The organism is Kitasatospora sp. NPDC052896, assembly GCF_044547075.1.
Taxonomy (GTDB): domain Bacteria; phylum Actinomycetota; class Actinomycetes; order Streptomycetales; family Streptomycetaceae; genus Kitasatospora.
In genome coordinates this window covers 80692-104703 of the sequence record NZ_JBITZU010000023.1, presented here as the reverse complement: position 1 = coordinate 104703, position 24012 = coordinate 80692, and the positions used below count along the sequence as shown (strand labels likewise).

Genomic DNA, 24012 nt, shown 5'->3' with positions numbered 1-24012 from the left:
TGAACCGTCGTGACCCACGACTGCCGCGGGCAGCCTGCTCCCGCGCGGCCTGACGAAAGGTCTCTCGATGTCACCGATCTCCCGCCGGACGCTGCTCGGTTCGGCCGCCGCCCTCGGGGCGAGCAGCGCGCTGGGTGTGCTGCCCGGCTCGGTCCGCCGCGCGATGGCGGCGAGCACCGGCAGCGGCTCGCTCTCCTCGGTCAAGCACGTCGTGATCCTGATGCAGGAGAATCGTTCCTTCGACCACTACTACGGCACTCTGTCGGGCGTGCGCGGCTTCGGTGACACCTCGCTGCTGCGCTTCCCCAAGGGTTCCAACGTGTGGAACCAGTCCACCAAGGGCTCCGCCTCGGGCGGCGGCATCCTGCTGCCCTGGCACCTGAACACCGCCACCACGGACGCCCAGCAGGTCGGCGACCTGGACCACGGCTGGTCCGGGACCCACGGCGCGTGGAACGGCGGGCTGTACAACAACTGGATCCCGGAGAAGACCGGGTTCACCATGGGCTACTTCAACCGCGGCGACATCCCGTTCCACTACGGCCTGGCCGACGCGTTCACCATCTGCGACCAGTACTTCTGCTCGGTCCAGGGGCCGACCAACCCGAACCGGCTCTACCAGTGGACCGGCATGATCGACCCGTCCGGCACCGGCGGCGGACCGGTCACCGACAACAGCGAGGCCGGCTACTCCTGGACCACCTACCCCGAGATGCTGCAGGACGCGGGCGTCTCCTGGCGGGTCTACCAGCAGTCCGACAACTTCGACGACAACCCGTTGGCCTGGTTCTCCCAGTTCCAGAACGCCTCGACCGACTCCCCGCTCTACGTGAACGGCATGGCGCGGGTCACCGACGTCGCCTCGGCGATCAGCGCGGACATCGCGGCCGGCACCTTCCCCACCGTCTCCTGGGTGGTCTCCCCGACCGCGCAGTCCGAGCACCCGGCCTACCGTCCGGCCGACGGCGCCAACTTCGTCAGCGGCGTGCTGTCGGCGATCGCGAGCGACCAGGCGACCTGGGACTCCACCGTCGTCTTCTACAACTTCGACGAGAACGACGGCTTCTTCGACCACGTCGCGCCACCCACCCCCGCCTCGGGAACGGCGGACGAGTTCGTCAACGGCGCGCCGATCGGCATGGGCCCGCGGGTGCCGATGACCGTGATCTCGCCCTGGACCACCGGCGGGCGGGTCTGCTCGCAGACCTTCGACCACACCTCGCCGCTGCAGTTCGCCGAGCTGGTCACCGGCGTGCGGTGCGACAACATCTCGGCCTGGCGCCGGCAGGTCAGCGGCGACCTGACCAGCGCGTTCAACTTCGGCGTCAGCCCGGTCGCCTTCCCCACCGGCCTGCCGGACACCGGCGCGCTGGTCACCGCGGCGAACAACCAGGAGTCGCTGCCCGCACCCACCGTGCCCTCGGCCGGCCGGCTGCCGGCCCAGGAGTCCGGCGACCGTCCCGCGCAGTCGCTCGGCTACGTCTTCAACACCACCTCCTGGACCGACACCAGCACCGGCCGGATCTGGTTCAAGACGGTCTCCGGCGGTTCGCTGGCGGGCGCGTTCACCGCCTACACGGTCAACGACCGGACCTACGCGGCCTGGCCGTACACCTGCGCGGCCGGTGGCTCGATCTCCGACTACTTCTCCGCCAAGACGTACGGCGGCGGCCCCTACGACATCGACCTGCACGGCCCCGACGGCTACCTGCGCGGCTTCCAGGGCAACGTGCTGACCTGGTCCAAGAGCGGCGTGGCGCACCCCGAGGCGTACGTGGTGGACAACCTGGACGGCGCGACCCTCGCCCTGACGCTGACCAACGCCGGCTCGGCGGCGGCGGTCTTCACCATCGGCCCCAACGCCGCCTACCTCGCCTCGGGCGGTACCGCGAGCACGGTGACCGTCGCGGCCGGCGGCTCGGCCACCGCGACCCTGCGGGCGACGGCGGCGGGCCGCTACGACTTCACCGTCACCGCCGACACCGGCGACGGCTTCGCCCGCCGCTTCGCGGGACGGCTGTACGCGCAGTAGCCGCGCGATCCCGCTCGCGGCGGGCCGGGTGGACTCCTGACCGCCTGGCCCGCCGCAGTGCGGGAGCCCCTGGTCGGGCACTCGACGTCCTGAGGTTCAATGCCGCTATGAACTCCGAGCTCACCATGATCGAACACCTGCTGGTCGCCTTCGCGCTGACGTTCACCATCGGCTTCGAGCGCAGCCTGCGCGGCGCCGCGGCCGGCGACCGTACGTTCTCGCTGATCGGGTTGGGCTCGGCCGCGGTCGCGACGCTGGCGCAGCACGGCGCGCCCAACGCACTGACCGGTGTGATCACCGGCGTCGGCTTCATCGGAGGCGGCCTGACCTTCCGCGAGAGCCGGGAGACCGGGGACGTGGTCCGCGGCATCACCACGGCCGCCACGATCTTCACCGCGGCCGCGATCGGCGCGGCGGCGGGCGAGGGCATGCTGCTGCTGGCCCTGACCGGCACGGTGCTGGCCCTGCTCACCCTGGAGATCCGGCACATCCCCGTCCTTCGGCTGCTGGACGGCCGCCGCTGGGCCCCCTGCTTCTCGGAGGACGAGACCGGCACCCCGTCGGGGCTGGATCCCGCCGACGAACGGCTGCTGGTCGAGCAGGGCTGGTGCACCGATCCGGGATGCTCGCCGGAGACCTGCCCGCACCGCCTGGCGTCCGCGTCCCCGTCCACCTCGTCCGCCTGACCCCTCCACGTCGTCGCGGAACCGGTTCGCGTGACCGGTGCACGGACGGACCGACTCCCGGGGGCCCGCGGCACGGGCGGCCGGGGAGCGGGGATCTGCCGTTGGTCAGGCCGGCGGTGGGGTGGGGGCGTCGGTGGGCAGCTGGGCCTCCAGGCGTTCGATGCGGGTGAGGAGAGGCTGGATCTCCCTGGCGATCGCCGCCGTGAGCAGGGGGACCACGTCCTCGGGCAGACCACCGGCGGGCGCCGGGGCGGTCGGCTGCTGGGCGGCGCGGAGGTGGGCGTAGCCGGCGAGGGCGGCCATCACCGCACGGCGGGTGAGCCGGGGCTCGGCACCCAGCCCGCGGAGCAGCCGGCCGGCACCACCGTCCGGCTCGGCGACCAGGCCGAGCAGCAGGTGCTCGCAGCCGACGTAGTTGTGCCCGAGCGAGAGCGCCTCGGTCACCGCCAGCTCCAGCACGTCGGCCGTCGAGCGGCTGAAGCGGAGGCCCTCGCCCCCTCCCTCGCCGCCGGGCTCGACCACGGCCGCCGGGCCGGCGCCGCGGGCCAGTTCCCCGGCCACCTGCGCCGGGGTGATCTCCAGCGCGCCCAGCACCTGGAGCGCCAGGTTGCCGCCCTCCGCGAGCAGCCCGCCGAGCAGGTGGAGGGTGTTGACACCAGACGCGCCGTCGGCCGTGGCCTGCTCCGTCCCGAGCCGCACCGCGGCACGCGCCCGGGCGGTGAACCGGCTCAGCCGGCCGTCCGGATCCTCGCCGGCCAGGTCGCCGAGCGCCGCCTCCCGAATGGCGGTCACCCGCCGCACCGCGGCCTCCAGCGCCCGCTGGCAGATCGGCGACACCGAGAGCCCCGCCTCGCGCACCGCCTCCGCCAGCTCGTCGGACAGATAGACGTTGATCTTTGGCATCGCAGCCCCTCTCCACGTCAGATAACCCCTTTGTACCCCCGCTAGGGTTATGCGTCAACGAGGCTGCCCGGAAGGGGACATGGACACCGCGCCACCACGGACCCCTCACAGCACCCGGCCCGCTTTCCCTCGGCCGGACCATCCGCGTGCAAAGCTTCTCCCTCGCCCGACTACGAAAAGGCTGGGAGTTTCCTGGGGGCAGTCGCACCGGTCACCGAGGCTTATATCGGACATAGCACCACAGACGACCCCAGGATTGATCATCGTCTCCCCAGCCCGTCCCAGGACACCGGGCGGTGACTCCCAGCAAGGCCCAGCTTCCCTAAACGACCGTGCGATTCAGTCGATGAACCGTCGGCGGCTCGCCCCCGTTCAGCTCCGGCGGTCCACCCGTTTCCACCCACTTAGGAGGCACCGGCTTTGTTCCGGACCACCATCCGTTCCGCCGGCGCCGCCGCACTGCTCGTCTCCGGCGCGCTGCTGCTCACGGGCTGCTCCTCGTCGGGTTCGTCGTCCAGCACGGCGGCGTCCAGCTCGCCCACCGCGGCCGCCTCCGGCAGCCGGGGTCAGGCCATGGCCGCCTACACCAGCTGCCTCCAGCAGCACGGCGTGACGATGCCCACCGGGCGTCCGAGCGGTCACCCCAGCGGCGCGCCCGGCGGCGGCTACGGCGGCGGCTTCGCGGGCAGCTCGCCCGACCCGGCCCGCCAGGCCGCGATGCAGGCCTGCGCCTCGCTCCGACCGCAGGGCGGCGGCCGCGGCGGCAACTTCAACAGCTCCGCCATGGCGGCCTTCACCAGCTGCCTGAAGGACCACGGCGTGACCATCCCGGCCACCGGCGGCATGAAGGCCCTCAACACGGCCGACCCGACGACCGCCGCGGCGTACAAGACCTGCGCGCCGCTGATGCCGGCCCGCCCGTCCGGCCAGCCGTCCGCGGCGGCGAGCAGCAGCCCCTCCGCCTGACACACCCGACAAACCCCCGGGTGGGCCCACCGCGCGGGCCCACCCGGATCTACCGCACCCCCGGTCGCCGCTGGTCACGGCGCCCGGGGGTGCGGTGCGTCCGGCTCCGACGAGCAGCGCGCCCGCGAGGGCCTCAGGCGTCGGCCGGCGCCCAGAGCGTGCGCACCGCGGCCACCAGCGGAGCGAGTTCGGGCCGGCCCTCGGCATCGGCCAGCGCCTCGCGCAGCGCCGCGTCGTTGGTGGGCCGGGCCCGCTCCAGCAGTTCCCGACCCCGCGCGGTGACCTCGGTGTAGATGCCCCGACGGTCGGTCGGACAGAGGTAACGGGCGAGCAGGCCGCGGTCCTCCAGCCGGGAGACCAGCCGGGTGGTCGCGCTCTGGCTCAGCAGCACCGACTCGGCGACCTGGCTCATCCGCAGGTGGCCGCCCTCCCCGTCGTGCTGACCGCTCAGCACGTTCAGCAGTGAGAACTCGCGCACGCTCAGCTCGTGGCCGGCCTGCAGGGCCCGCTCGATGTGCGTCTCGATCCGGCCGTGCAGGGCGGAGAGGGCGCACCACCCCTGGGCGAGACCCCGCCCGACCTGCTCGCTCATGCCCTGCTCCTCAGCACTCACCGGTATGGGAAGGACCAGGATAGCCCGCTCGCAAAATATCCAGCGTTTGCAATTATCACGCGTGTGCAACTACCGTCATAAGCCTGCAAGCACCGCACGCAAGTACCCTGGAGGGCGGCTCCCATGCCTCTCGCACTGCTGGCCCTGGCCATCGGCGCCTTCGGAATCGGCACCACCGAGTTCGTCGCGACCGGCCTGCTACCGCAGGTGGCCGCCGGCTTCCACCTGTCGATCCCGACCGCCGGCTTCCTGGTCACCGGCTACGCGCTCGGCGTCGTGGTCGGCGCCCCGCTGCTGACCGCGCTGGGCACCCGGATCCCGCGCAAGCGGATGCTGATGCTGCTGATGGGCCTCTTCGTGCTCGGCAACGCGCTCTCCTCCGCCGCCCCGAGCTTCGGCCTGCTGCTGGCCGGCCGGGTGCTCGCCTCGCTCGCGCACGGCGCCTTCTTCGGCATCGGCTCGGTGGTCGCCGCCGAGCTGGTCGAGCCGCGGCGGCGGGCCGGGGCGATCGCGTTGATGTTCACCGGCCTCACGGTGGCCAACGTGGTCGGCGTCCCGCTCGGCACGCTGGTCGGCCAGCAGTACGGCTGGCGGGTCACCTTCGCCGCGGTCGCGGGGATCGGTCTGGTCGGACTGGCCGGTGTCGCGGCGCTGGTCCCGGAGCTGCCGCGACCGACGGGCGGCGGGTCGTTGCGGCGCGAGCTGGCGGCGTTCCGCGACGTCCAGGTGACGCTGGCGATGGCGATGACCGTGCTGGGCTTCGGCGGCGTCTTCGCCGCGATCACCTACCTCATGCCGATGATGACCGGCCCGGCCGGTTTCCCGGGCTCCGCGGTCGGCTGGCTGCTGGCACTCTTCGGCGTGGGCATGGTGGCCGGCAACCTGGTCGGCGGCCGGTTCGCGGACCGCGCGCTGATGCCGATGCTCCACGTCTCGCTCGGTGCGCTGGCGCTCACCCTGGCGCTCTTCACCTTCACCGCGCACAGCCAGCTCGGGGCGGCGATCACCATTCCGCTGCTCGGCGCCTTCGGCTTCGCCACCGTGCCACCGTTGCAGAAGCGGGTGCTGGACCAGACCGCGGACGCCCCGACGCTCGCCTCGGCCGTCAACATCGGCGCCTTCAACCTGGGCAACGCGCTGGCGGCCTGGCTCGGCGGGCTGGTCATCTCGGCCGGCCTCGGCTACACCGCGCCCAGCTGGGTCGGCGCGCTGATGACCGGCTCGGCGCTGCTGCTCGCGGTCCTCTCCGGCGCGCTGGAACGCCGGTCGGCGCCCCGGCCGGGGACGACCGGGACGGCGCGAACCCCGGAGCCGGCCGTGACCGGCGCGGCTCGCTGACGGTTAGGCAGGTCACCGCACCCCTGACAACGGAGGTCACCTTGCGCACCACCACCCGGGCCGTCCTCACCGCGGCGCTCCTCGGCGCCACCGCGCTGGCCGCGGCGGGGCCGGCCGCGGCCGACGGAGCCGCGCCGAGCCTGCCCAAGGGCACCCCGGCCATCCCCAGCGTGCCCGGAGTCCTCACCACCTTTCCGGTGATGGGCCTCACCATGCCCGTGAAGGCCCTCACCGGGCAGATGCCGCTCTCGCCCGCCGGCTAGGCCGGGCCGGACGGCGGATCACTCCTCGCCGGTCACCCGCCGGACGATCAGCTCGCACAGCTCGTGGGTGCGCAGCGCGTCCCGGGCGCTCACCGGGTGGCCGGAGCGGACCGCCGTCAGGAACGCCCGCACCACCTGCTCGATCCCGCGCTGGCGCCCCACCGGCACCCAGTCGCCGCGCCGCCGCACGGTGGGCTGCCCGCGGTGGTCGACCACCTCCGCCAGGTTGACCACCACCCGCTTGGCGTCCGCGCCGGAGACCTCCAGCACCTCCTCGGTGGAGCCGCTCATCCGGTTCATCACCCCGAGCGCGGTGAAACCGTCCCCCGCCAGGGTGAGCACCAGGTGCTCCAGCAGCCCGTCCCGCACCCGGGAACGGACGTCGACGTGCTCGATCTCCCCCGGCACCAGGAACCGCAGGGTGTCGACCACGTGGATGAAGTCGTCGAACACCAGGGTGCGCGGGTCCTCCGGCAGGCCCTCGCGGTTCTTCTGCATGATGATCAGATCGCGCGGGCACTCCCTGGCCTGCGCGTAGTCGGGCGCGTGCCGCCGGTTGAAGCCCACCAGCAGCGAGCGGTTCCGCTCCTCGGCGAGCTCCACCAGCCGGCGCGCGCCCGCCAGGTGGTAGTCGAGCGGCTTGTCCACGTAGACGTCGAGACCGGCCGAGAGCAGCCGTTCGACGATCGGCACGTGCTGGTCGGTGGCGGCGTGCACGAACGCGGCCCGGACACCGCTGGCGATCAGCGCGTCCAGGTCGGTGAAGCGCGGCGCGATCCGGTAGGTGTCGCCGATCCGGTCCAGCTTGGCCCGGTCCCGGGTCATCAGGTGCAGGTCCAGGCCGGGCAGTGCGGCCAGCACCGGGAGGTAGGCCTTCTGGGCGATGTCGCCCAGGCCGATCACCGCGACCGGCAACGGCTCGGCGGAGGGATCGGCGGAGGGATCGGTGGACCGGGCGTGCTCGCTCAAGGGTTCTCGCTCCTCAGGAATGGGTCGCGGTCAGCACCGGCGCGGCGTCCGGCTCCGCCGCCAGCCGCGCCGCGGCCTCGCGCAGTGCCGCCAGCACCGGACGGATCAACGGGTGCCGCTCGGCCCCGCTGCGCACCGCGGCGAAGACCTTGCGGGTGGCCGGCTCGCTCTCCACCGGCCGCACCGCGACCCCCGCGAGGTCGACCCCGCGCAGCGCCGAGCGCGGCACCAGCGCGACGCCCGCGCCCGCCGAGGCGAGCGCGACCACCGCGCGGAAGTCGTCCGAGGAGTGTTCGAGGCGCGGCGTGAAGCCGGCGTGCTCGCAGGCCAGCAGCACCACGTCGTGGCACGGGTTGCCGGGGTACGGACCGATCCACGGTTCGGCGGCCAGCTCGGCCACCGCGAGCGGGCCGGGCCGGGCGGCCAGCGGATGCCCGGTCGGCAGCACGGCGTCGAACGGCTCGGCGTACAGCGGGACCCGGGCGAGCCGCCGGTCGTCGGCGCGCGGGGCACCGCGGTACTCGACGGCCACCGCGAGGTCCGCCTGCCCGTCCAGCAGCATCGGCAGGCTGGCGTCGCCCTCGGCGTCCAGCACCTTGAGCCGCACTCCGGGCGCCGCGCCGGCCAGCGTGGCGATGGCCGGCGCCAGCACCAGCGCGATGCCGGTGGCGAAGGAGGCCACCGTGACCACGCCGCGCGCGCCGGCCGCGTACGCCGCGAGGTCCGCCTCGGCCCGCTCCAGCTGGGTGAGCACCGCGTCCGCGTGGCCGACCAGGATCTCCCCCGCCGCGGTGAGCCGCACCCCGCGGCCGTCCCGGGTGAGCAACTCGTGCCCGGTCTCCAGTTCCAGCGCGGCGAGCTGCTGGGAGACCGCCGAGGGGGTGAGGTAGAGCGCGGCGGCCGCGGCGGTCACCGTACGGTGGTCCGCCACGGCCCGCAGGGTCCGCAGGCGTCTGGCGTCGATCACCCGTTCATTCTGCCAGCGCGCCGGGCCTATCCAGTCCGGCTCAGCCGTCCAGGCCGCCCATCGCCGCCCGGGCGTCCACGAAGGCGGCCACGGCCCGCTCGACGTCCTCGGTGGAGTGCGCGGCGGAGAGCTGGACCCGGATCCGGGCCTGGCCGTGCGGAACGACCGGGAACGAGAAGCCGATCACGTAGACGCCGCGCTCCAGCAGCAGCTCGGCCAGCTTGCCGGCCTTCGCCGCGTCGCCGATCATCACCGGGGCGATCGGGTGGTCGCCGGGCAGGATCTCGAACCCGGCCTCGGTCATCTTCGAGCGGAACAGCTTGGTGTTGGCGACCAGCCGCTCGCGCAGCTCGTGCGAGGTCTCGATCAGGTCGAGGACGGTCAGCGAGGCGGCGGCGATCACCGGGGCCAGCGAGTTGGAGAACAGGTACGGGCGCGAGCGCTGGCGCAGCAGCGCGACGATCTCCCGGCGGGCGGCGACGTAGCCGCCGGAGGCGCCACCGAGCGCCTTGCCCAGGGTGCCGGTGATGATGTCGACCCGGTCCATCACCCCGTGCAGCTCGGGGGTGCCCCGGCCGCCGGGGCCGACGAAGCCGACCGCGTGCGAGTCGTCGACCATCACCATGGCGTCGTACCGGTCGGCCAGGTCGCAGATCTCGCGCAGCGGCGCGACGTAGCCGTCCATCGAGAAGACACCGTCGGTGACGATCAGGCGGCGCCGGGCGTCCTGGGTCTCCTTGAGGCGCTGCTCCAGCTCGGCCAGGTCGCGGTTGGCGTAGCGGTGGCGGCGGGCCTTGCTCAGCCGGATGCCGTCGATGATGCTCGCGTGGTTGAGCGCGTCGGAGATGACGGCGTCGCGCTCGTCCAGCAGGGTCTCGAAGACACCGCCGTTGGCGTCGAAGCAGGAGGAGTAGAGGATGGTGTCCTCCTGGCCCAGGAAGGCCGAGAGCCGCTCCTCCAGCTGCTTGTGCACGTCCTGGGTGCCGCAGATGAAGCGGACCGAGGCCATGCCGTAGCCCCAGCGGTCCAGCGCCTCCCTGGCGGCGGCGACCACCGCGGGGTGGTCGGCCAGGCCGAGGTAGTTGTTGGCGCAGAAGTTCAGCACCTCTCCGGGGCGACCGCCGGCGGTGACGGTGACCGCGGCGCTCTGCGGGGTGCCGATCACCCGCTCGGGCTTGAACAGACCCGCCTCGGTGATCTCGGCGAGGGTGCTGGCGATGTCCTCGCGGACGGAGTCGAACACGGAAGGGCTCCTCGGGGAGAAACGGGCGGTCAGACGGTCCAGTCCAGAATGATCTTGCCGCAGCGGCCACCGGCCGCCTCGTCGAACGCGGCCTCGAAGTCCTGCGCGGCGTACCGGCCGGTGATCACCGGGGTCAGGTCGAGGCCGCCCTCCAGCAGCACCGACATGGCGTACCAGGTCTCGAACATCTCGCGGCCGTAGATCCCCTTGAGGGTGATCATCGAGGTGACGATCCGGGCCCAGTCGACCGGGAACTCCTGCGCCGGCAGGCCGAGCATGGCGATCCTGCCGCCGTGGGTCATGTTGGCGATCATCGACTGCAGCGCCTCGGGGCGGCCGGACATCTCCAGGCCGACGTCGAAGCCCTCGCGCAGGCCGAGCTTCTGCTGGCCCTCCTCGATGCTGTGCTCGGAGACGTCGAGGGCGAGCGAGACCCCGACCCGGCGGGCCAGGTCCAGCCGGTACGGGCTGACGTCGGTGATCATCACGTGCCGGGCGCCGGCGTGCTTGGCGACGGCCGCGGCCATGATGCCGATCGGGCCCGCGCCGGTGATCAGCACGTCCTCACCGACCAGCGGGAAGGAGAGCGCGGTGTGCACCGCGTTGCCGAACGGGTCGAAGATCGCAGCGACGTCCAGGTCGACCGGCACCCGGTGCACCCAGACGTTGGAGGCGGGCAGCGCCACGTACTCGGCGAACGCGCCGTCCCGGCCGACGCCGAGGCCGACCGTGTTGCGGCACAGGTGACGGCGGCCGGCCAGGCAGTTGCGGCACTTGCCGCAGACCAGGTGGCCCTCGCCGCTGACCAGGTCACCGACCGAGATGTCAGCGACCGCCGGGCCGATCGCGACCACCTCGCCGACGAACTCGTGGCCGATGGTCAGCGGGGTCTTGATGGTCTGCTGCGCCCAGCCGTCCCAGTTGCGGATGTGCAGGTCGGTGCCGCAGATACCGGTGCGCAGCACCTTGATCAGCACATCGCCGGGGCCGGTCTCCGGCTCGGGGACGTCGGTCATCCACAGTCCGGGCTCGGCCTGCTTCTTGACGAGTGCCTTCACGACGAGGCTCCTGACACACGGTTCGACACGCGGTCGACGCACGGACGCTGCGAGAGTTTGAGGCCCGGCAACGGCGCCATTCCGCGCCGGGCAACTGCAATCTGCCTGGTCGGAGGGGGTGCGGTCCATCGAGGAATTCTTAACGGCGGCGACAGCAGGGCTTCACGATCCTGCCCGAGCGGCGCTGGCCGGGCCGGGCACCATGCCGAGCCTCACCCGTTCGGGCGACCCCCCTACAGTGGGGCGCATGACCGATCACGCACTGGCCCGGATCCTCGACGACGCGGCGGGCGGGATGTTCCCGCCCTCGGACGGCTCGGTGACGGTGGTCCCGCAGCCGTCGGAACGCGAGGCCGGCGTGCTGTCGTTCAGCGCGCACGCGGTGGTCTTCGTCGACGGGGACCCGGGGTGGGTGGCCGGGACGCTCGCCGAGGCCGCCACTGATCCTCTGGCAGCCCCGCTCAGCCCGGGGTTCCTCACCGCCTTCGCGCGGCGCACCGGGCGGGTGATCGGCAACACCGACCTGCTGACCGTCGCGGGCCGGCTGGCGGGTGAGCCGCCACTGGTCATGACGGAGATCGCGGACCGGGCCCATCCACGGGTGGTGCGAGCGCTCGACTACCGTGACGACGTGCGGGTCTGGAGCACGCCGGGCGGGGTGCTGGTGCTCGGGCGCGGGGTGGCCGGGCGCTGGGAGGCGGCGATCGAGGTGGCACCGCAGGCGCGCGGACGGGGACTTGGCCGGGCGCTCGCCCTGACGGCCCGTCACCTCCTGCCCGAGGGAGACGTGGTGTGGGCCCAGCAGGCACCGGGGAACGCCACCAGCGTGCGGGCGTTCCAGGCCGCGGGGTACCGCCCGGTGGGCGCCGAGGTGTTGCTGACCCAGCCGTAGCGCCCCGCCCCGGCGGGGCGCTACGGGCTTTGCCGCTAGCGGAACTTGGCCTTGCCCGGGCCGTCCTCGACGAAGCTGCGCATGCCGATCTCGCGGTCCTCGGTGGCGAACAGGCCGGCGAAGAGCGAACGCTCCAGCGCCAGGCCGGAGTCCAGGTCGCTCTCCAGGCCGCGGTCCACCGCCTCCTTGGCGGCGCGCAACGCCCAGGACGGGCCGGCGGCCAGCTTGCCGGCCCAGGCCAGGGCGGCCGGGAGGACCTCCTCGGCCGGCACCACCTGGTCCACCAGGCCGATCCGCAGCGCCTCGTCGGCGCGGACCTGGCGGCCCGTGAAGATCAGGTCCTTGGCCTTGGCCGGGCCGACCAGGCGGGCCAGCCGCTGGGTGCCGCCCGCGCCGGGGATCAGGCCGAGCAGCACCTCGGGCTGGCCGAGCTTGGCGTTCTCCGCGGCGATCCGGATGTCGGCGCAGAGCGCCAGCTCGCAGCCGCCGCCGAGGGCGTAGCCGGTCACCGCGGCCACCACCGGCTTGGGGATCCGGGCCACCGCGGTGAACGCCTCCTGCAGGGCCGCGCCGCGCCGCACCATGTCGGTGTACGACATGCGCTGCATCTCCTTGATGTCGGCGCCGGCCGCGAAGACCTTCTCGCCGCCGTAGACGATCACCGCGCGCACGTCGTCCCGGGCGGTGGCCTCCTCGGCGACCTCCTTGAGCTGGTCCTGCATGGCGATGTCGAGCGCGTTCATCGGCGGCCGGTCGAGCCGGATGGTGCCGACGGCGTCCGTGACGTCCAGAGTGACGAACCGCGTCATGACGGGATCCTCCCAGGGGTTAACGGTCGTGAACCCCGACAGTAGCGGTCGAGGGGCGGGAGCGCTGCCGCGCCCCCGTCAGCCCTCCGTCGGGGCGGTCGCGGCGATGACGTTCACCGCGAAGGCGATCTGCCCGTCCGTCAGGTCACCGCGGGCGGTCAGCCGCAGCCGGGAGCGGCCGTCGGGGACGGACGGCGGGCGGAAGCAGCCCACCGCCAGGCCGGCCCGGCGGCAGTCGGCGGCCCAGGCCACCGCCTGCTCGGGACCGGGTGCGCGGACGGACACCACCGCCGCGTCCGGCCGGCTCGCGTCCAGGCCGGCGGCGGTGAGCCGGTCGGCCAGCGTGCGGGCGACCTCGCGGGCCCGGTCCGCGCGCTGTGGCTCGGCGCGCAGCAGGCGCAGCGCGCCGAGCGCCGCGCCGACCGCGGCCGGGGCCAGGCCGGTGTCGAAGATGAAGCTGCGCGCGGTCTCGGTGAGGTGCCGGATCACCCGGCGCGGGCCGAGCACGGCGCCGCCCTGCGAGCCGAGCGACTTGGAGAGGGTCACGGTGGCCACCACGTCCGGCTCACCGGCGAGCCCGACCGCGGCGAGCGCCCCGCGCCCGCCCGGCCCGAGCACTCCGAGCCCGTGCGCGTCGTCCACCAGCAGCGCGGCGCCGTGCGCGCGGGCGGCGGCGGCGTGCGCGGCGAGCGGGGCCGCGTTGCCGTCCACCGAGAAGACCGAGTCGGTCACCACCAGCGCGCGCGGCCGGGTCCGCTCGGTCAGCGCGGCGGCGACGGCGTCCGGGTCGCTGTGCGGGGCGCGGTGCACCTGGCCGCGGGCGAGCCGGCAGCCGTCGATCAGCGAGGCGTGGTTGTTGGCGTCGGAGACGATCAGGGTGTCGGGGTCGGTGAGCGCGGTGAGCGCGGCCAGGTTGGCGGCGTAGCCGGAGGAGAAGACCAGCGCCGCCTCCACGCCGCAGAAGTCGGCCAGCTCGACTTCCAGCTCGGTGTGCAGCGCGGTGGTACCGGTGACCAACCGCGAGCCGGTCGCGCCGCCGCCCCAGCGCAGCGCGGCCGCCGCGGCGGCCTCGGTCACCGCGGGGTGCCGGACCAGCCCGAGGTAGTCGTTGCTCGCCAGGTCGAGCACCGGGTCCTCGGCCGGCCGGCTGCGCAGGGTGCGGGTGAGCCCGGCCCGGGCGCGCAGCTCGGCGGCCTCGTCGAGCCAGTCGAAGACGGCGGTGGGGGCGAGCGGCCCGGCGGGGGCGGCGGGGTGCTGGATCATGCCCGGCAGCCTGGCACGCCACCCCGCCTCGGGCAACGTGCGCCACGGCACACCGGGGGCGCCGGCTCGCCCGCCTTTGCCCAGCGTGATCGGCAGCAGGCAAGATAGCCGGGTGACCCTCCTTGATCTGATGCCCAAGCCCGCCGACGCCGACGCGCTGTTCACCACCTTCGCCGCGTGGGCCGAGGAGCGGGGCATCACGCTCTACCCCGCCCAGGAGGAGGCCCTGATCGAGCTCTTCACCGGCGCGAACGTGATCCTGGCGACCCCGACCGGCTCCGGCAAGAGCCTGGTGGCGGCCGGGGCGCACTTCGCCGCGCTGGCGGAGGGGAAGCGGACCTTCTACACCGCCCCGATCAAGGCGCTGGTCTCGGAGAAGTTCTTCGACCTGTGCAAGATCTTCGGCACCGAGCAGGTCGGCATGATGACCGGCGACGCGAGCGTGAACCCGACCGCCCCGATCATCTGCTGCACCGCCGAGGTGCTGGCGAACATCGCGCTGCGCGACGGCGACCGGGCCGACATCGGCCAGGTGGTGATGGACGAGTTCCACTTCTACGCCGAACCCGACCGCGGCTGGGCCTGGCAGATCCCGCTGCTGGAGCTGCCGCAGGTGCAGTTCCTGCTGATGTCGGCGACGCTCGGCGACGTCCGGCGCTTCGAGCAGGACCTGAACCGGCGCACCGGCCGGGCCACCACCGTGGTCCGCTCGGCCACCCGTCCGGTCCCGCTGTTCTACGAGTACCGCCGCACCACCCTGCACGACACCCTGGAGGAGTTGCTGACGACCGGTCAGGCCCCGGTCTACGTCGTGCACTTCACGCAGAAGGAGGCGGTGGAGCGGGCCCAGTCGCTGATGAGCATCAACATGTGCTCGAAGGCCGAGAAGGACGCCATCGCCGCCCTGATCGGGAACTTCCGTTTCACCACCAAGTTCGGCCGCAACCTCTCCCGGTTCGTCCGGCACGGCATCGGCGTGCACCACGCCGGGATGCTGCCCAAGTACCGCCGGCTGGTCGAACGGCTCGCCCAGGCAGGCCTGTTGAAGGTGATCTGCGGGACGGACACGCTCGGCGTCGGGGTCAACGTGCCGATCCGCACGGTGCTGTTCACCGCGCTCTCCAAGTACGACGGGATCCGGGTCCGCACGCTGCGCGCCCGCGAGTTCCACCAGATCGCCGGCCGGGCCGGCCGGGCCGGCTTCGACACCGTCGGCCAGGTGGTGGCGCAGGCGCCGGAGCACGTGGTGGAGAACGAGAAGGCGCTCGCCAAGGCCGGCGACGACCCGAAGAAGAAGCGCAAGGTGGTGCGCAAGAAGGCGCCGGAAGGTTTCGTCGGCTGGACCGAGGAGACCTTCGAGCGGCTGATCGCGGCCGAACCCGAGCCGCTGGTCTCCCGGTTCAAGGTGAGCCACGCGATGCTGCTGTCGGTGATCGGGCGGCCCGGCAACGCCTTCGAGGCGATGCGCAAGCTGCTCACCGACAACCACGAGGAGCGCTCCGCCCAGCGCCGGCACATCCGTTCGGCGATCGCCATCTACCGTTCGCTGCTGGCCGGCGGTGTGGTCGAGCGGCTCGCCGAGCCGGACCCGGAGGGCCGGATCGTCCGGCTCACCGTGGACCTGCAGGAGAACTTCGCGCTCAACCAACCGCTCTCCACCTTCGCGTTGGCCGCCTTCGAGCTGCTCGACCCGCAGTCGCCCACGTACGCGCTGGACGTCGTGTCGGTGGTCGAGGCCACCCTCGACGACCCGCGCCAGATCCTGGCCGCGCAGCAGAACAAGGCGCGCGGCGAGGCGATCGGCGAGATGAAGCGGGACGGGATCGAGTACGAGGAGCGGATGGAGCGGCTCCAGGAGGTGACCTACCCGAAGCCCCTGGAGGAGGTACTGGGCCACGCCTACGAGGTCTACCGGCGGGCCCACCCGTGGATCGGCGACTACCAGCTGCAGCCCAAGTCCGTCACCCGCGACCTCTTCGAGCGCGCGATGACCTTCGTGGACTACGTCGGCCACTACGACCTGGCCCGCACCGAGGGCATCGTGCTGCGCTATCTGGCCGGCGCCTACAAGGCGTTGGAGCAGACCGTCCCCGAGGACATCAAGACCGACGACCTGAAGGACGTCATCGCCTGGCTCGGCGAGCTGGTCCGGCAGGTCGACTCCAGCCTGCTCGACGAGTGGGAGCAGCTCGCCAACCCGACCGACGAGGCCGACGAGGAACGGGAGTTGGAGTCCAAGCCGCTTCCGGTCACGGCCAACGCGCGGGCCTTCCGGGTACTGGTGCGCAACGAGATGTTCCGCCGGGTGGAGCTCTGCGCGCTGGAGCACTACGACGGACTCGCCGAGTTGGACGGCGAGTACGGCTGGGACGCGGACCGCTGGGCGGACGCCATGGACGCCTACTACGAGGAGCACGACGACCTCGGCACCGGCCCGGACGCGCGCGGGCCGCGGATGCTGCTGATCGAGGAGGAGCCGGACTCCTGGCGGGTCCGGCAGATCTTCGACGACCCGGCGGGCGACCACGACTGGGGCATCAGCGCCGAGGTGGACCTGCACGGCTCGGACGAGGAGGGGCGCGCGGTGCTGCGGGTCACCGCGGTGGACCGGCTGGGCTGAGGCCCGGTCAGGGGCTGACGGCGCGGGCCGTCAGCCCCACATGAAGGCTTCCCCCGCGACGTACGAGACCGCCCGGGTGGCCTCCTCCAGGTCCGGGTCGTTCGGCCCGGTCCCGCTGTGCCCGTCGGTGAACCGCGAGGTCGTCACCGTGACGTAGTGGTGCACGTCCTCGACCCGGGTCAGCGAGCTGTTGACCGCGCCGGCCGAGGCCGAGGGCGCGGCGATGGTGGTGTCCGGCAGCACGAACTTGAGCGCGCCGGGCTTGCCCGCCAGCAGGTCGGCGACCTGCTGCCCGGTCTGGTCGTCGGCGAACCGCAGCACCGTCACGCAGCTCAGCACCTTGCCGTCCGCGCGGGTGAAAGTGACCGTCAGATAGCCCTGGCAGCCGAAGTTCCTGAGGACGTCCTTGGTCGGGTCCTGCAGGGTCTCGGTGCAGTCGTTGCCCTGCCGGGCGCCCGAGCGCTTGGCCTTGAAGCCGTTCAGGTCGATCGGCCGGGCGGCCGGGAAGTACTGCTCCGCCGTGAACGGGTTGGGGTCGGTCGACGAGGTGGGCGGCGGGCTGCCGACCACCGGCGGCGGCGCGTCCTTGCTGGTCGGGCCGAGCCCCGGGAGCCAGTCGCCGGGGTGCGGCCGGGTCACCACGAAGCCGGCGGCGCCGAGCACCAACACCGTGGCGCACCAGGTGAACACGCGACGCGAGCGACGCGACTCGGCGCCGCCACCGTGTCCCTGCCCCTCGGCGACGCTTCCGGCTATCGGGCGCGATTCCCCCTGCGTGGTCATGGCGCAGATTGTAGGGGGCGGTCCGACCGCGCAGGTCAGCGGGGATCTACCGAACGAACCGCCGAACCCCGCCTGGTTGGCGACACTGTGACAACTCGCACACCTTTGGGGGCGATCTTCTGGCGGATTCCCTCTGGCGTCCGCCGAGGTCAGCCAGGCAGGATCAGGGTCATGGATCTGCTCGACACGCTCACCGCCAAGGGCCTCAACCGCGAGCTCCCCACCCGGGAGGAAGCGCTGGCCGTGCTGGCCACCACCGACGACGAACTGCTGGACGTGGTCGCCGCCGCGGGTCGGGTCCGCCGGAAGTGGTTCGGCCGCCGGGTGAAGCTCAACTACCTGGTCAACCTCAAGAGCGGGCTCTGCCCGGAGGACTGTTCGTACTGCTCCCAGCGGCTGGGCTCGAACACCGGCATCCTGAAGTACACCTGGCTGAAGCCGGGTGAGGCGGCGCAGGCCGCCGCCGCCGGGGTGCGCGGTGGCGCCAAGCGGGTCTGCCTGGTGGCCAGCGGCCGCGGCCCGACGGACCGTGACATCGACCGGGTGAGCGACACCATCGCCGCCATCAAGGACCAGGACCCGTCGGTGGAGGTCTGCGCCTGCCTGGGCCTGCTCTCCGACAACCAGGCCGAGCGGCTCCGGGCGGCCGGCGCGGACGCCTACAACCACAACCTGAACACCTCCGAGGGCACCTACGGCGAGATCACCACCACGCACACCTACGCCGACCGGGTGGACACCGTCAGCAAGGCGCACGGCGCCGGGCTCTCGGCCTGCTCCGGGCTGATCGCGGGGATGGGCGAGACCGACCAGGACCTGGTCGACGTGGTCTTCGCGCTGCGGGAGCTGGACCCGGACTCGGTGCCGGTGAACTTCCTGATCCCGTTCGAGGGCACCCCGCTGGAGAAGGAGTGGAACCTCACCCCGCAGCGCTGCCTGCGGATCCTGGCGATGGTCCGCTTCGTCTGCCCGGACGTCGAGGTGCGGATCGCCGGCGGGCGCGAGGTGCACCTGCGCAGCATGCAGCCGCTGGGCCTGCACATCGCCAACTCGATCTTCCTCGGCGACTACCTGACCAGCGAGGGCCAGGCCGGGCAGGCCGACCTCGACATGATCAGGGACGCGGGCTTCGAGATCGAGGGCGCGGGCGAGGTGACCCTGCCCCAGCACCGCGCCGACCTGGTCCGCGGCGGCTGCGGCGACCACGCGGGTGGTGGCTGTGGTGGCCATGCGGGAGGTGGCTGCGGCGACCACGCGGGGGGCGGCTGCGGGCCGTGCGGCGAGGCCGCGCCGGCGGAGCAGGCCGTGCAGGCCGAGCAGACCGTCGAGCCGGCCGAGGACGACGAGGAGCTGCGCAAGGACCTGGTCCGGGTCCGCCGCCGCGGCGCGGGCACCGAGCTGGCGCCGAACGCCTGAGCCGTCCCGACCGCGGATCCGTCACCACCAGCCGAGGAGCCCCACACGTGGCACCGCCGCCCCCGCTCACCCCGCAGGCCCTGCTCGGGCTGGACCGCGAGCACGTCTGGCACCCGTACGGGCCGATGCCCGGCACGGCCACGCCGTACCTGGTCGAGTCCGCCTCCGGCGTCCGCCTGCGCCTGGCCGAACCGGTGTGCGGTCAGCGGGAGTTGGTCGACGGCATGTCCTCCTGGTGGGCGGCCGTGCACGGGTACAACCACCCGGTGCTGAACGAGGCGGTGCGCGAACAGCTCGGCCGGATGAGCCATGTGATGTTCGGCGGGCTCACCCACGAGCCCGCCGTCCGGCTCGCCACCCGGTTGGTCGAGATCACCCCGGAGCCGCTGCGGCACGTCTTCCTCGCCGACTCCGGGTCGGTCGCGGTCGAGGTCGCGATGAAGATGTGCCTGCAGTACTGGCGTTCGGTGGGGCGGCCGGCCAAGCAACGCCTGCTCACCTGGCGCGGCGGCTACCACGGCGACACCTTCCACCCGATGTCGGTCTGCGACCCGGACGGCGGGATGCACCGGCTGTGGGGCGGGGTGCTGCCACGGCAGACCTTCGTCGGTGAGCCGCCCGCCGGCTTCGACGCCGAGGTCGATCCGGCCTACGCCGCCGAGCTGGCCGCCGTGATCGAGCAACAGGCCGACGAGCTGGCCGCGGTGATCGTCGAACCGGTGGTGCAGGGCGCCGGCGGGATGCGCTTCCACTCCCCCGGCTACCTCCGGCTGCTGCGCGAACTCTGCGACCAGCACGGGGTGTTGCTGATCTTCGACGAGATCGCCACCGGCTTCGGCCGGACCGGAGCGCTGTTCGCCGCGGAGCACGCCGGGGTCGCACCGGACGTGCTCTGCCTGGGCAAGGCGCTGACCGGCGGCTACCTGTCGATGGCCGCCACGCTCTGCACGGCCGAGGTCGCGGACGGGATCAGCCGGGGCGAACTGCCGGTGCTCGCGCACGGTCCGACGTTCATGGGCAACCCGTTGGCGTCGGCCGTCGCCAACGCCTCGATCGACCTGCTGCTCGGGCAGGACTGGCAGCTCGACATCAGGCGGATCGAGGCCGGACTGCGGGACGGCCTGGCCGGCGCGGCGGACCTGCCGGGCGTCGCGGACGTCCGGGTGCTGGGCGCGATCGGCGTGGTCCAGCTGGACCACCCGGTGGACATGGGCGCGGCGACCGAGGCGGCGGCCCGGGCGGGCGTCTGGCTGCGGCCGTTCCGCGACCTGATCTACACCATGCCGCCCTACGTGACCGGCGACGACGACCTCGCCCGGATCACCGCCGCCGTCACCGCGGCGGCCGCCGCCGGCTGAGACTTCTGTTGATGGAGTTGCTGAACCGATGACCGACCACTCCCCCGAGCGCCTGCTCTTCGTCACCGGCACCGGCACCGAGGTCGGCAAGACCGCGGTGACGGCGGCGCTGGCCGCGCTGGCACTGCGGGCCGGCCGCCGCACCGCCGTACTCAAGCCCGGGCAGACCGGGGTCACGGCGGACGAGCCCGGCGACGCGGCCGAGGTGCTGCGCCTGGCCGGCGCCCCGACCGCCCGGCTGACCACCCGCGAACTGGCCCGCTACCCCGAGCCGTTGGCCCCGGACACCGCCGCCCGCCGCTCCGGACTCGCCGAGTTGACGCTCCCTCAGGTCAGCTCCGCCGTCGCCGAGTTGACCGCCGACCATGACCTCACCCTGGTCGAGGGCGCGGGCGGCCTGCTGGTCCGCTACAACGCGGACGGGCTCACCCTGGCCGCGATGGCGCAGGCGGCCCAGGCGCCGGTGCTGATCGTCGCCACGGCCGGGCTCGGCACGCTCAACGCGGTCGCCCTCACCGCCGAGGCACTGCGCGCCCGGGGGCTCCGCTCGGCAGGGGTGGTGATCGGCAGCTGGCCCGCCGAACCCGACCTGGCCATGCGCTGCAACCTCGCCGACCTGCCGACCGCCGCGGACGCGCCCCTCCTCGGCGCCCTCCCCGCCGGCGCCACCCGCACCCCGGGGCCCGCCTTCACCGACCTGGCGGCGGCCTCGCTGGCCCCGGCCCTGGGCGGCCACTGGGACGCCGCCGCCTTCGCGGTGGCGCACCGGCCGTAGCCCCGGCCGCTACCCGCCCAGCGGCTTCACCCGGCGACGCCAGTGCGCCCGGAATCCCCCCTCGGGACGCGCTACGGCCGGCCTGCCGAGGAGGTCGGCGCGAGCTGCCAGACGGTGGTGGTCTTGAGCGCGGCGTCCTCCAGATCGGCCACCACCGGCACCTCGTAGACGGCCAGGGGCGTGAACCGCTCGCGCGGCAGGTACGCCCGCCCCGGGTCGCCGACGACCACGACGGCCCCTCGGGCCCGCGCACGCTCCAGGAACGGCAGGAACCGGGCGGCCATCGCCCGCTCGTAGAAGACGTCCCCGGCCAGCACGACCTCGGCCGAACCGCCGTCGCCGTCGAGCAGGTCGCCGGCCGTCGCGTCGAGGTGAACCCCGTTGGCCTCGGCGTTGATCGCGATGGCGGCGACGGCGTAGGCGTCGATCTCGGCCGCCCGCACCGACTTCGCACCGCGCTTGGCCGCCGCGATGCCGACCAGGCCGGACCCCGCCGCCACGTCCAGCACCGTCCGCCCGGCCACCAGTTCGGGGTGGTCGAGCACGTACCGGGTGACCGCCACGCCACCGGCCCACGCGAACGCCCAGAACGGCGGCGGCAGACCGATCTCGCCGCGCGCCGACTCGGTCCGTTCCCAGAGCGCGATGGCGTCGTCGGCCATCCGCAGGCGGATCTCGGGCACGAACGGGACCGGGGTCGGGCGGGTCTCCTCCCGTACGAAGGCGGTGTCCGACAATGCGGTCCCGCCCGGGCGAAGGGTGCGAATCTCGTTCGGCATGCCCGAAGCATAGGGGCTGGACCCGATGGCCGGGGGCCTGCCGCTCAGGGGATGACGGTCGGCGTGACGCCGCCGTCGACCCGGAGCGCCGCACCGGTGGTGGACGACGAGGCGTCAGTCCCCAGGTAGCACACCAGGCTCGCCACCTCGTCCGGCCGGCTGAGCCGCCTGATCAGCGACGTCGGCCGGTACTCGGCGATGAACCGGCGCTCGGCCTCCTCGAACGGGAGGTCGCCGTAGCTGTTCCGCAGGAAGTCCTCCACGCCCGGGGTCCGGGTGGGCCCCGGCAGGACGGAGTTGACGGTGACCCCGGTGCCGGCGACCGCCTGGGCGAACCCCCGGGCCACGGCGAGCTGGGCGGTCTTGGTCATGCCGTAGTGGATCATCTCGCCGGGCGTGGAGATCGCGGACTCGCTGCTGATGAAGATCACGCGGCCCCAGCCCCGGGCGGCCATCCCCGGCGCGTAGGCGCGGGTGAGGCGGATGCCGCTGAGGACGTTGACGTCGAAGTAGCGCTGCCACTCCTCGTCGGTGATCTCGAAGGCCGGTGCCTCGCCGAAGATCCCGGCGTTGTTGACCAGGACGTCGACCTCCGGGACGGCGTCGACGATCTCCCGGACGCCCTGGGCCGTGGCGACGTCGGCCGCCACGGGGAGGACCTTGCCGGTGGCGGCGCTCTCGATCCGGGCCACGGCGTCGCCGACCCGCCGCCGGTCGCGACCGTTGACGACGACGGTGTGGCCGCCCCGGGCGAACGCGCGGGCGATGGCCTCCCCGATGCCGGCGGTCGAACCGGTGACCAGGACGGTGCGCGGGGTGGACGGGGTGGGTGTCATGGCTGGTTCCTCCTCTGGGGTCGGGTGACGGGCAGCCCCGCGCCGAGCCGGCGCAACGCGTCCCGCTGTGCCAGGCCGCTCTCCACCGCCACCTCGTGCAGGCTCTGCCGGGCACGGACGGTGGCGAACCGCACGGCCGCGGCGCGCGGCGCGGCGTCGGCGCCGGCCGGGTCCGGGTCGGTGCGGAAACCGTGGACCGCCGGCCGGGGAAGGCTGTTGTAGCCGAAGGGCGTGGAGAAGTAGTAGGCGCCGGTGTCGTACAGGGCGACGTAGTCACCGGGTTCGAGCAGCGGCAGTGGTCGCCGGGTGGCGACCAGGTCGCCGGCGAAGCAGCACGGGCCGGCGACGTCCTGGGCCACCACGGGCTCGCCCTTGGGCCGGCCCTGGCGATCGAAGGCACCCACCCGCAGCGGCCAGGCGTCCGGCCGGAAGACCGTGCGGGTGGCGACCTGCGCGCCAGCGTGGGTCACCGCGATCCGCCGGCCCCCGGCCTCCTTGGTGTACTCGACGGCGGCCACGATGAAGCCGTTCTTCGCCAACACGGCGCGGCCGAACTCGGTGACCAGCGCGTAGCGCCCGTCGAGGAGTCCGGGCACGCCCCGGCGCAGCGCGGCCACGTGGTCCCGGAAGGTCGGCCGGACCTCGTCGTCCACGAAGTTGACCGGCAGTCCGCCGCCTATGTCGAGACTGCCGATCCGCATCCGGCCGGCCTTGTCGTTGATCTCCTCCGCCAGCTCGTACACCGCCCGGACGGCGGCGGCGATCAGCTCCAGCGGGACTCCCTGGGATCCCGCGTGGACGTGCAGCCGGGTCAGCCAGGGCCGCTCGAGACAGGCCCGCAGCACCGTCTCGCGCGCTCCGGGGTCACGCAGCGCCACACCGAACTTCGAGGTGTCGGTGGCCGTGCTCATCGCCGTGATGGCGCCCGCGCCCACCTGGGGGTTGATCCGCAGCCCGAACGTCGAGGAGGTCGCCCCGAGCCCGCGCAGCCGGTCGATCCGTCCGAGCTCCTGCAGGTTGTCCGCGTTCACGGCGACGCCCAGGCGAACGGCCCGCAGCAGCTCGGCGGCCGTCTTGGCGGGCGAGTCGAGCACGATCCGCTCCGGTGGGACACCGGCGGCCACCGCGAGCTCCAGTTCGCCGGGGCCGGCGACCTCGCACCCCATGCCCCACTGCGCCAGCAGGACGAGGACGGGCACCAACGAGGCGGCCTTCACGGCGAAGGCGTGCAGCACCGGCGCGGGCCCGGCGAACGCGTCGTGGAGGTCGGTGACCGTCCGGCGCAGCCCGTCCAGGTCCAGGAAGCCGGCCAGCGGCTGCTCCGGTCCGAGCAGCCCCTGGCGGATCGCCTCGCGGATCACCAGGGATGTCCGGTCCGCCATGGGCGCCCTCCTCCGGGTGGTGCGGCAACCGTTCTCCCTATCCTGGTGACAAAAGGCGGTC

Annotated in this window: 22 protein-coding genes; 10 read left to right on the top strand and 12 right to left on the bottom strand. The window is 73.3% G+C overall.

What is annotated here, in order from left to right; all coding sequences use genetic code 11:
• Positions 1 to 67: 67 nt before the first annotated feature.
• Both ACIGXM_RS30400 and ACIGXM_RS30395 read left to right on the top strand, forming a co-directional pair.
• The gene (locus ACIGXM_RS30400) at positions 68 to 2032 is read left to right on the top strand and encodes a phosphocholine-specific phospholipase C (protein ID WP_396566487.1); all 1965 of its coding nucleotides are present in this window, start codon (positions 68 to 70) and stop codon (positions 2030 to 2032) included.
• 107 nt (positions 2033 to 2139) lie between these two features.
• On the top strand, positions 2140 to 2718 hold the full coding sequence (locus ACIGXM_RS30395) for an MgtC/SapB family protein (RefSeq protein ID WP_396566485.1): 579 nt from the start codon (positions 2140 to 2142) through the stop codon (positions 2716 to 2718).
• A gap of 105 nt (positions 2719 to 2823) precedes the next feature.
• Here the strand turns inward: ACIGXM_RS30395 and ACIGXM_RS30390 are convergent, their stop codons facing one another.
• Positions 2824 to 3621 carry a Clp protease N-terminal domain-containing protein gene (locus ACIGXM_RS30390; protein ID WP_396566483.1) on the bottom strand — a complete coding sequence of 266 codons (798 nt, stop codon included), beginning with the start codon at positions 3619 to 3621 and terminating at the stop codon, positions 2824 to 2826.
• A gap of 420 nt (positions 3622 to 4041) precedes the next feature.
• Here ACIGXM_RS30390 and ACIGXM_RS30385 point away from each other — a divergent pair, with 420 nt between their 5' ends.
• Entirely contained in the window at positions 4042 to 4587 is a 546-nt protein-coding gene (locus ACIGXM_RS30385; protein ID WP_396566481.1) for a hypothetical protein, read from the top strand.
• Positions 4588 to 4720: 133 nt separating this feature from the next.
• On the opposite strand, the gene ACIGXM_RS30380 is transcribed toward ACIGXM_RS30385, so the two are convergent.
• Positions 4721 to 5179, bottom strand: a complete 459-nt coding sequence (locus ACIGXM_RS30380; RefSeq protein WP_396566480.1) for a MarR family winged helix-turn-helix transcriptional regulator — start codon at positions 5177 to 5179, stop codon at positions 4721 to 4723.
• Between the two features lie 144 nt (positions 5180 to 5323).
• On the opposite strand from ACIGXM_RS30380, the gene ACIGXM_RS30375 reads away from it, so the two are divergent.
• The gene (locus tag ACIGXM_RS30375) at positions 5324 to 6538 is read left to right on the top strand and encodes an MFS transporter (RefSeq protein WP_396566478.1); all 1215 of its coding nucleotides are present in this window, start codon (positions 5324 to 5326) and stop codon (positions 6536 to 6538) included.
• A 41-nt stretch (positions 6539 to 6579) separates the two neighbouring features.
• Positions 6580 to 6801 (top strand): hypothetical protein, encoded by a 222-nt coding sequence (locus ACIGXM_RS30370; RefSeq protein ID WP_396566476.1) that lies wholly within the window; start codon positions 6580 to 6582, stop codon positions 6799 to 6801.
• 18 nt (positions 6802 to 6819) lie between these two features.
• Here ACIGXM_RS30370 and ACIGXM_RS30365 read toward each other — a convergent pair whose 3' ends face one another.
• From ACIGXM_RS30365 to tdh, 4 genes are all read right to left on the bottom strand, one after another.
• Positions 6820 to 7716: a Gfo/Idh/MocA family protein gene (locus ACIGXM_RS30365; protein ID WP_396566509.1), complete on the bottom strand. Its 897-nt coding sequence runs from the start codon at positions 7714 to 7716 to the stop codon at positions 6820 to 6822.
• Between the two features lie 67 nt (positions 7717 to 7783).
• On the bottom strand, positions 7784 to 8737 hold the full coding sequence (locus tag ACIGXM_RS30360) for a LysR family transcriptional regulator (protein WP_396566474.1): 954 nt from the start codon (positions 8735 to 8737) through the stop codon (positions 7784 to 7786).
• A gap of 40 nt (positions 8738 to 8777) precedes the next feature.
• Positions 8778 to 9980, bottom strand: coding sequence for a glycine C-acetyltransferase (locus tag ACIGXM_RS30355; RefSeq protein ID WP_396566472.1), 1203 nt, complete (start codon positions 9978 to 9980; stop codon positions 8778 to 8780).
• A gap of 29 nt (positions 9981 to 10009) precedes the next feature.
• Positions 10010 to 11038, bottom strand: a complete 1029-nt coding sequence (gene tdh / locus ACIGXM_RS30350) for an L-threonine 3-dehydrogenase (protein WP_396566470.1) — start codon at positions 11036 to 11038, stop codon at positions 10010 to 10012.
• Positions 11039 to 11285: 247 nt separating this feature from the next.
• On the opposite strand from tdh, the gene ACIGXM_RS30345 reads away from it, so the two are divergent.
• Positions 11286 to 11930 (top strand): GNAT family N-acetyltransferase, encoded by a 645-nt coding sequence (locus tag ACIGXM_RS30345; RefSeq protein WP_396566468.1) that lies wholly within the window; start codon positions 11286 to 11288, stop codon positions 11928 to 11930.
• Positions 11931 to 11965: 35 nt separating this feature from the next.
• Here ACIGXM_RS30345 and ACIGXM_RS30340 read toward each other — a convergent pair whose 3' ends face one another.
• Positions 11966 to 12739: an enoyl-CoA hydratase/isomerase family protein gene (locus ACIGXM_RS30340; protein WP_396566466.1), complete on the bottom strand. Its 774-nt coding sequence runs from the start codon at positions 12737 to 12739 to the stop codon at positions 11966 to 11968.
• A gap of 78 nt (positions 12740 to 12817) precedes the next feature.
• Positions 12818 to 14002 carry an 8-amino-7-oxononanoate synthase gene (locus tag ACIGXM_RS30335; protein ID WP_396566464.1) on the bottom strand — a complete coding sequence of 395 codons (1185 nt, stop codon included), beginning with the start codon at positions 14000 to 14002 and terminating at the stop codon, positions 12818 to 12820.
• Between the two features lie 130 nt (positions 14003 to 14132).
• Here ACIGXM_RS30335 and ACIGXM_RS30330 point away from each other — a divergent pair, with 130 nt between their 5' ends.
• Entirely contained in the window at positions 14133 to 16622 is a 2490-nt protein-coding gene (locus ACIGXM_RS30330) for a DEAD/DEAH box helicase (protein ID WP_396566507.1), read from the top strand.
• A gap of 30 nt (positions 16623 to 16652) precedes the next feature.
• On the opposite strand, the gene ACIGXM_RS30325 is transcribed toward ACIGXM_RS30330, so the two are convergent.
• Positions 16653 to 17405 carry a hypothetical protein gene (locus ACIGXM_RS30325; RefSeq protein ID WP_396566463.1) on the bottom strand — a complete coding sequence of 251 codons (753 nt, stop codon included), beginning with the start codon at positions 17403 to 17405 and terminating at the stop codon, positions 16653 to 16655.
• A 171-nt stretch (positions 17406 to 17576) separates the two neighbouring features.
• Here ACIGXM_RS30325 and bioB point away from each other — a divergent pair, with 171 nt between their 5' ends.
• Genes bioB through bioD form a run of 3 tightly spaced genes read left to right on the top strand, consistent with a single transcriptional unit; the run spans position 17577 to position 20954 of the window.
• Complete coding sequence (bioB, locus tag ACIGXM_RS30320) at positions 17577 to 18821, top strand: biotin synthase BioB (RefSeq protein ID WP_396566461.1); 1245 nt, start codon at positions 17577 to 17579, stop codon at positions 18819 to 18821.
• Positions 18822 to 18868: 47 nt separating this feature from the next.
• Positions 18869 to 20179, top strand: a complete 1311-nt coding sequence (locus ACIGXM_RS30315; RefSeq protein WP_396566459.1) for an adenosylmethionine--8-amino-7-oxononanoate transaminase — start codon at positions 18869 to 18871, stop codon at positions 20177 to 20179.
• A gap of 28 nt (positions 20180 to 20207) precedes the next feature.
• The gene (bioD, locus tag ACIGXM_RS30310; RefSeq protein WP_396566457.1) at positions 20208 to 20954 is read left to right on the top strand and encodes a dethiobiotin synthase; all 747 of its coding nucleotides are present in this window, start codon (positions 20208 to 20210) and stop codon (positions 20952 to 20954) included.
• A gap of 71 nt (positions 20955 to 21025) precedes the next feature.
• Here bioD and ACIGXM_RS30305 read toward each other — a convergent pair whose 3' ends face one another.
• From ACIGXM_RS30305 to ACIGXM_RS30295, 3 genes are read right to left on the bottom strand one after another with little or no spacing between them, the layout of a single operon-like run.
• Positions 21026 to 21733: a class I SAM-dependent methyltransferase gene (locus ACIGXM_RS30305; RefSeq protein WP_396566455.1), complete on the bottom strand. Its 708-nt coding sequence runs from the start codon at positions 21731 to 21733 to the stop codon at positions 21026 to 21028.
• Positions 21734 to 21777: 44 nt separating this feature from the next.
• Positions 21778 to 22569 (bottom strand): SDR family NAD(P)-dependent oxidoreductase, encoded by a 792-nt coding sequence (locus ACIGXM_RS30300; protein WP_396566453.1) that lies wholly within the window; start codon positions 22567 to 22569, stop codon positions 21778 to 21780.
• Positions 22566 to 23951, bottom strand: coding sequence for a diaminopimelate decarboxylase (locus ACIGXM_RS30295; protein ID WP_396566451.1), 1386 nt, complete (start codon positions 23949 to 23951; stop codon positions 22566 to 22568). Before ACIGXM_RS30295 ends, ACIGXM_RS30300 begins: the two co-directional genes overlap by 4 nt.
• Positions 23952 to 24012 lie beyond the last annotated feature (61 nt).

Excerpts from the sequence above, each read along its gene's own strand:
- ACIGXM_RS30400 (WP_396566487.1), top strand. The coding sequence starts at position 68 with ATGTCACCGATCTCCCGCCGGACGCTGCTCGGTTCGGCCGCCGCCCTC.
- ACIGXM_RS30340 (WP_396566466.1), bottom strand. The coding sequence starts at position 12,739 with ATGACGCGGTTCGTCACTCTGGACGTCACGGACGCCGTCGGCACCATC.
- ACIGXM_RS30300 (WP_396566453.1), bottom strand. The coding sequence starts at position 22,569 with ATGACACCCACCCCGTCCACCCCGCGCACCGTCCTGGTCACCGGTTCG.
- ACIGXM_RS30380 (WP_396566480.1), bottom strand. The coding sequence starts at position 5,179 with ATGAGCGAGCAGGTCGGGCGGGGTCTCGCCCAGGGGTGGTGCGCCCTC.
- bioD (WP_396566457.1), top strand. The coding sequence starts at position 20,208 with ATGACCGACCACTCCCCCGAGCGCCTGCTCTTCGTCACCGGCACCGGC.
- ACIGXM_RS30335 (WP_396566464.1), bottom strand. The coding sequence starts at position 14,002 with ATGATCCAGCACCCCGCCGCCCCCGCCGGGCCGCTCGCCCCCACCGCC.
- ACIGXM_RS30295 (WP_396566451.1), bottom strand. The coding sequence starts at position 23,951 with ATGGCGGACCGGACATCCCTGGTGATCCGCGAGGCGATCCGCCAGGGG.
- ACIGXM_RS30345 (WP_396566468.1), top strand. The coding sequence starts at position 11,286 with ATGACCGATCACGCACTGGCCCGGATCCTCGACGACGCGGCGGGCGGG.
- ACIGXM_RS30305 (WP_396566455.1), bottom strand. The coding sequence starts at position 21,733 with ATGCCGAACGAGATTCGCACCCTTCGCCCGGGCGGGACCGCATTGTCG.
- ACIGXM_RS30390 (WP_396566483.1), bottom strand. The coding sequence starts at position 3,621 with ATGCCAAAGATCAACGTCTATCTGTCCGACGAGCTGGCGGAGGCGGTG.
- ACIGXM_RS30395 (WP_396566485.1), top strand. The coding sequence starts at position 2,140 with ATGAACTCCGAGCTCACCATGATCGAACACCTGCTGGTCGCCTTCGCG.
- ACIGXM_RS30375 (WP_396566478.1), top strand. The coding sequence starts at position 5,324 with ATGCCTCTCGCACTGCTGGCCCTGGCCATCGGCGCCTTCGGAATCGGC.
- ACIGXM_RS30330 (WP_396566507.1), top strand. The coding sequence starts at position 14,133 with ATGCCCAAGCCCGCCGACGCCGACGCGCTGTTCACCACCTTCGCCGCG.
- ACIGXM_RS30325 (WP_396566463.1), bottom strand. The coding sequence starts at position 17,405 with ATGACCACGCAGGGGGAATCGCGCCCGATAGCCGGAAGCGTCGCCGAG.
- bioB (WP_396566461.1), top strand. The coding sequence starts at position 17,577 with ATGGATCTGCTCGACACGCTCACCGCCAAGGGCCTCAACCGCGAGCTC.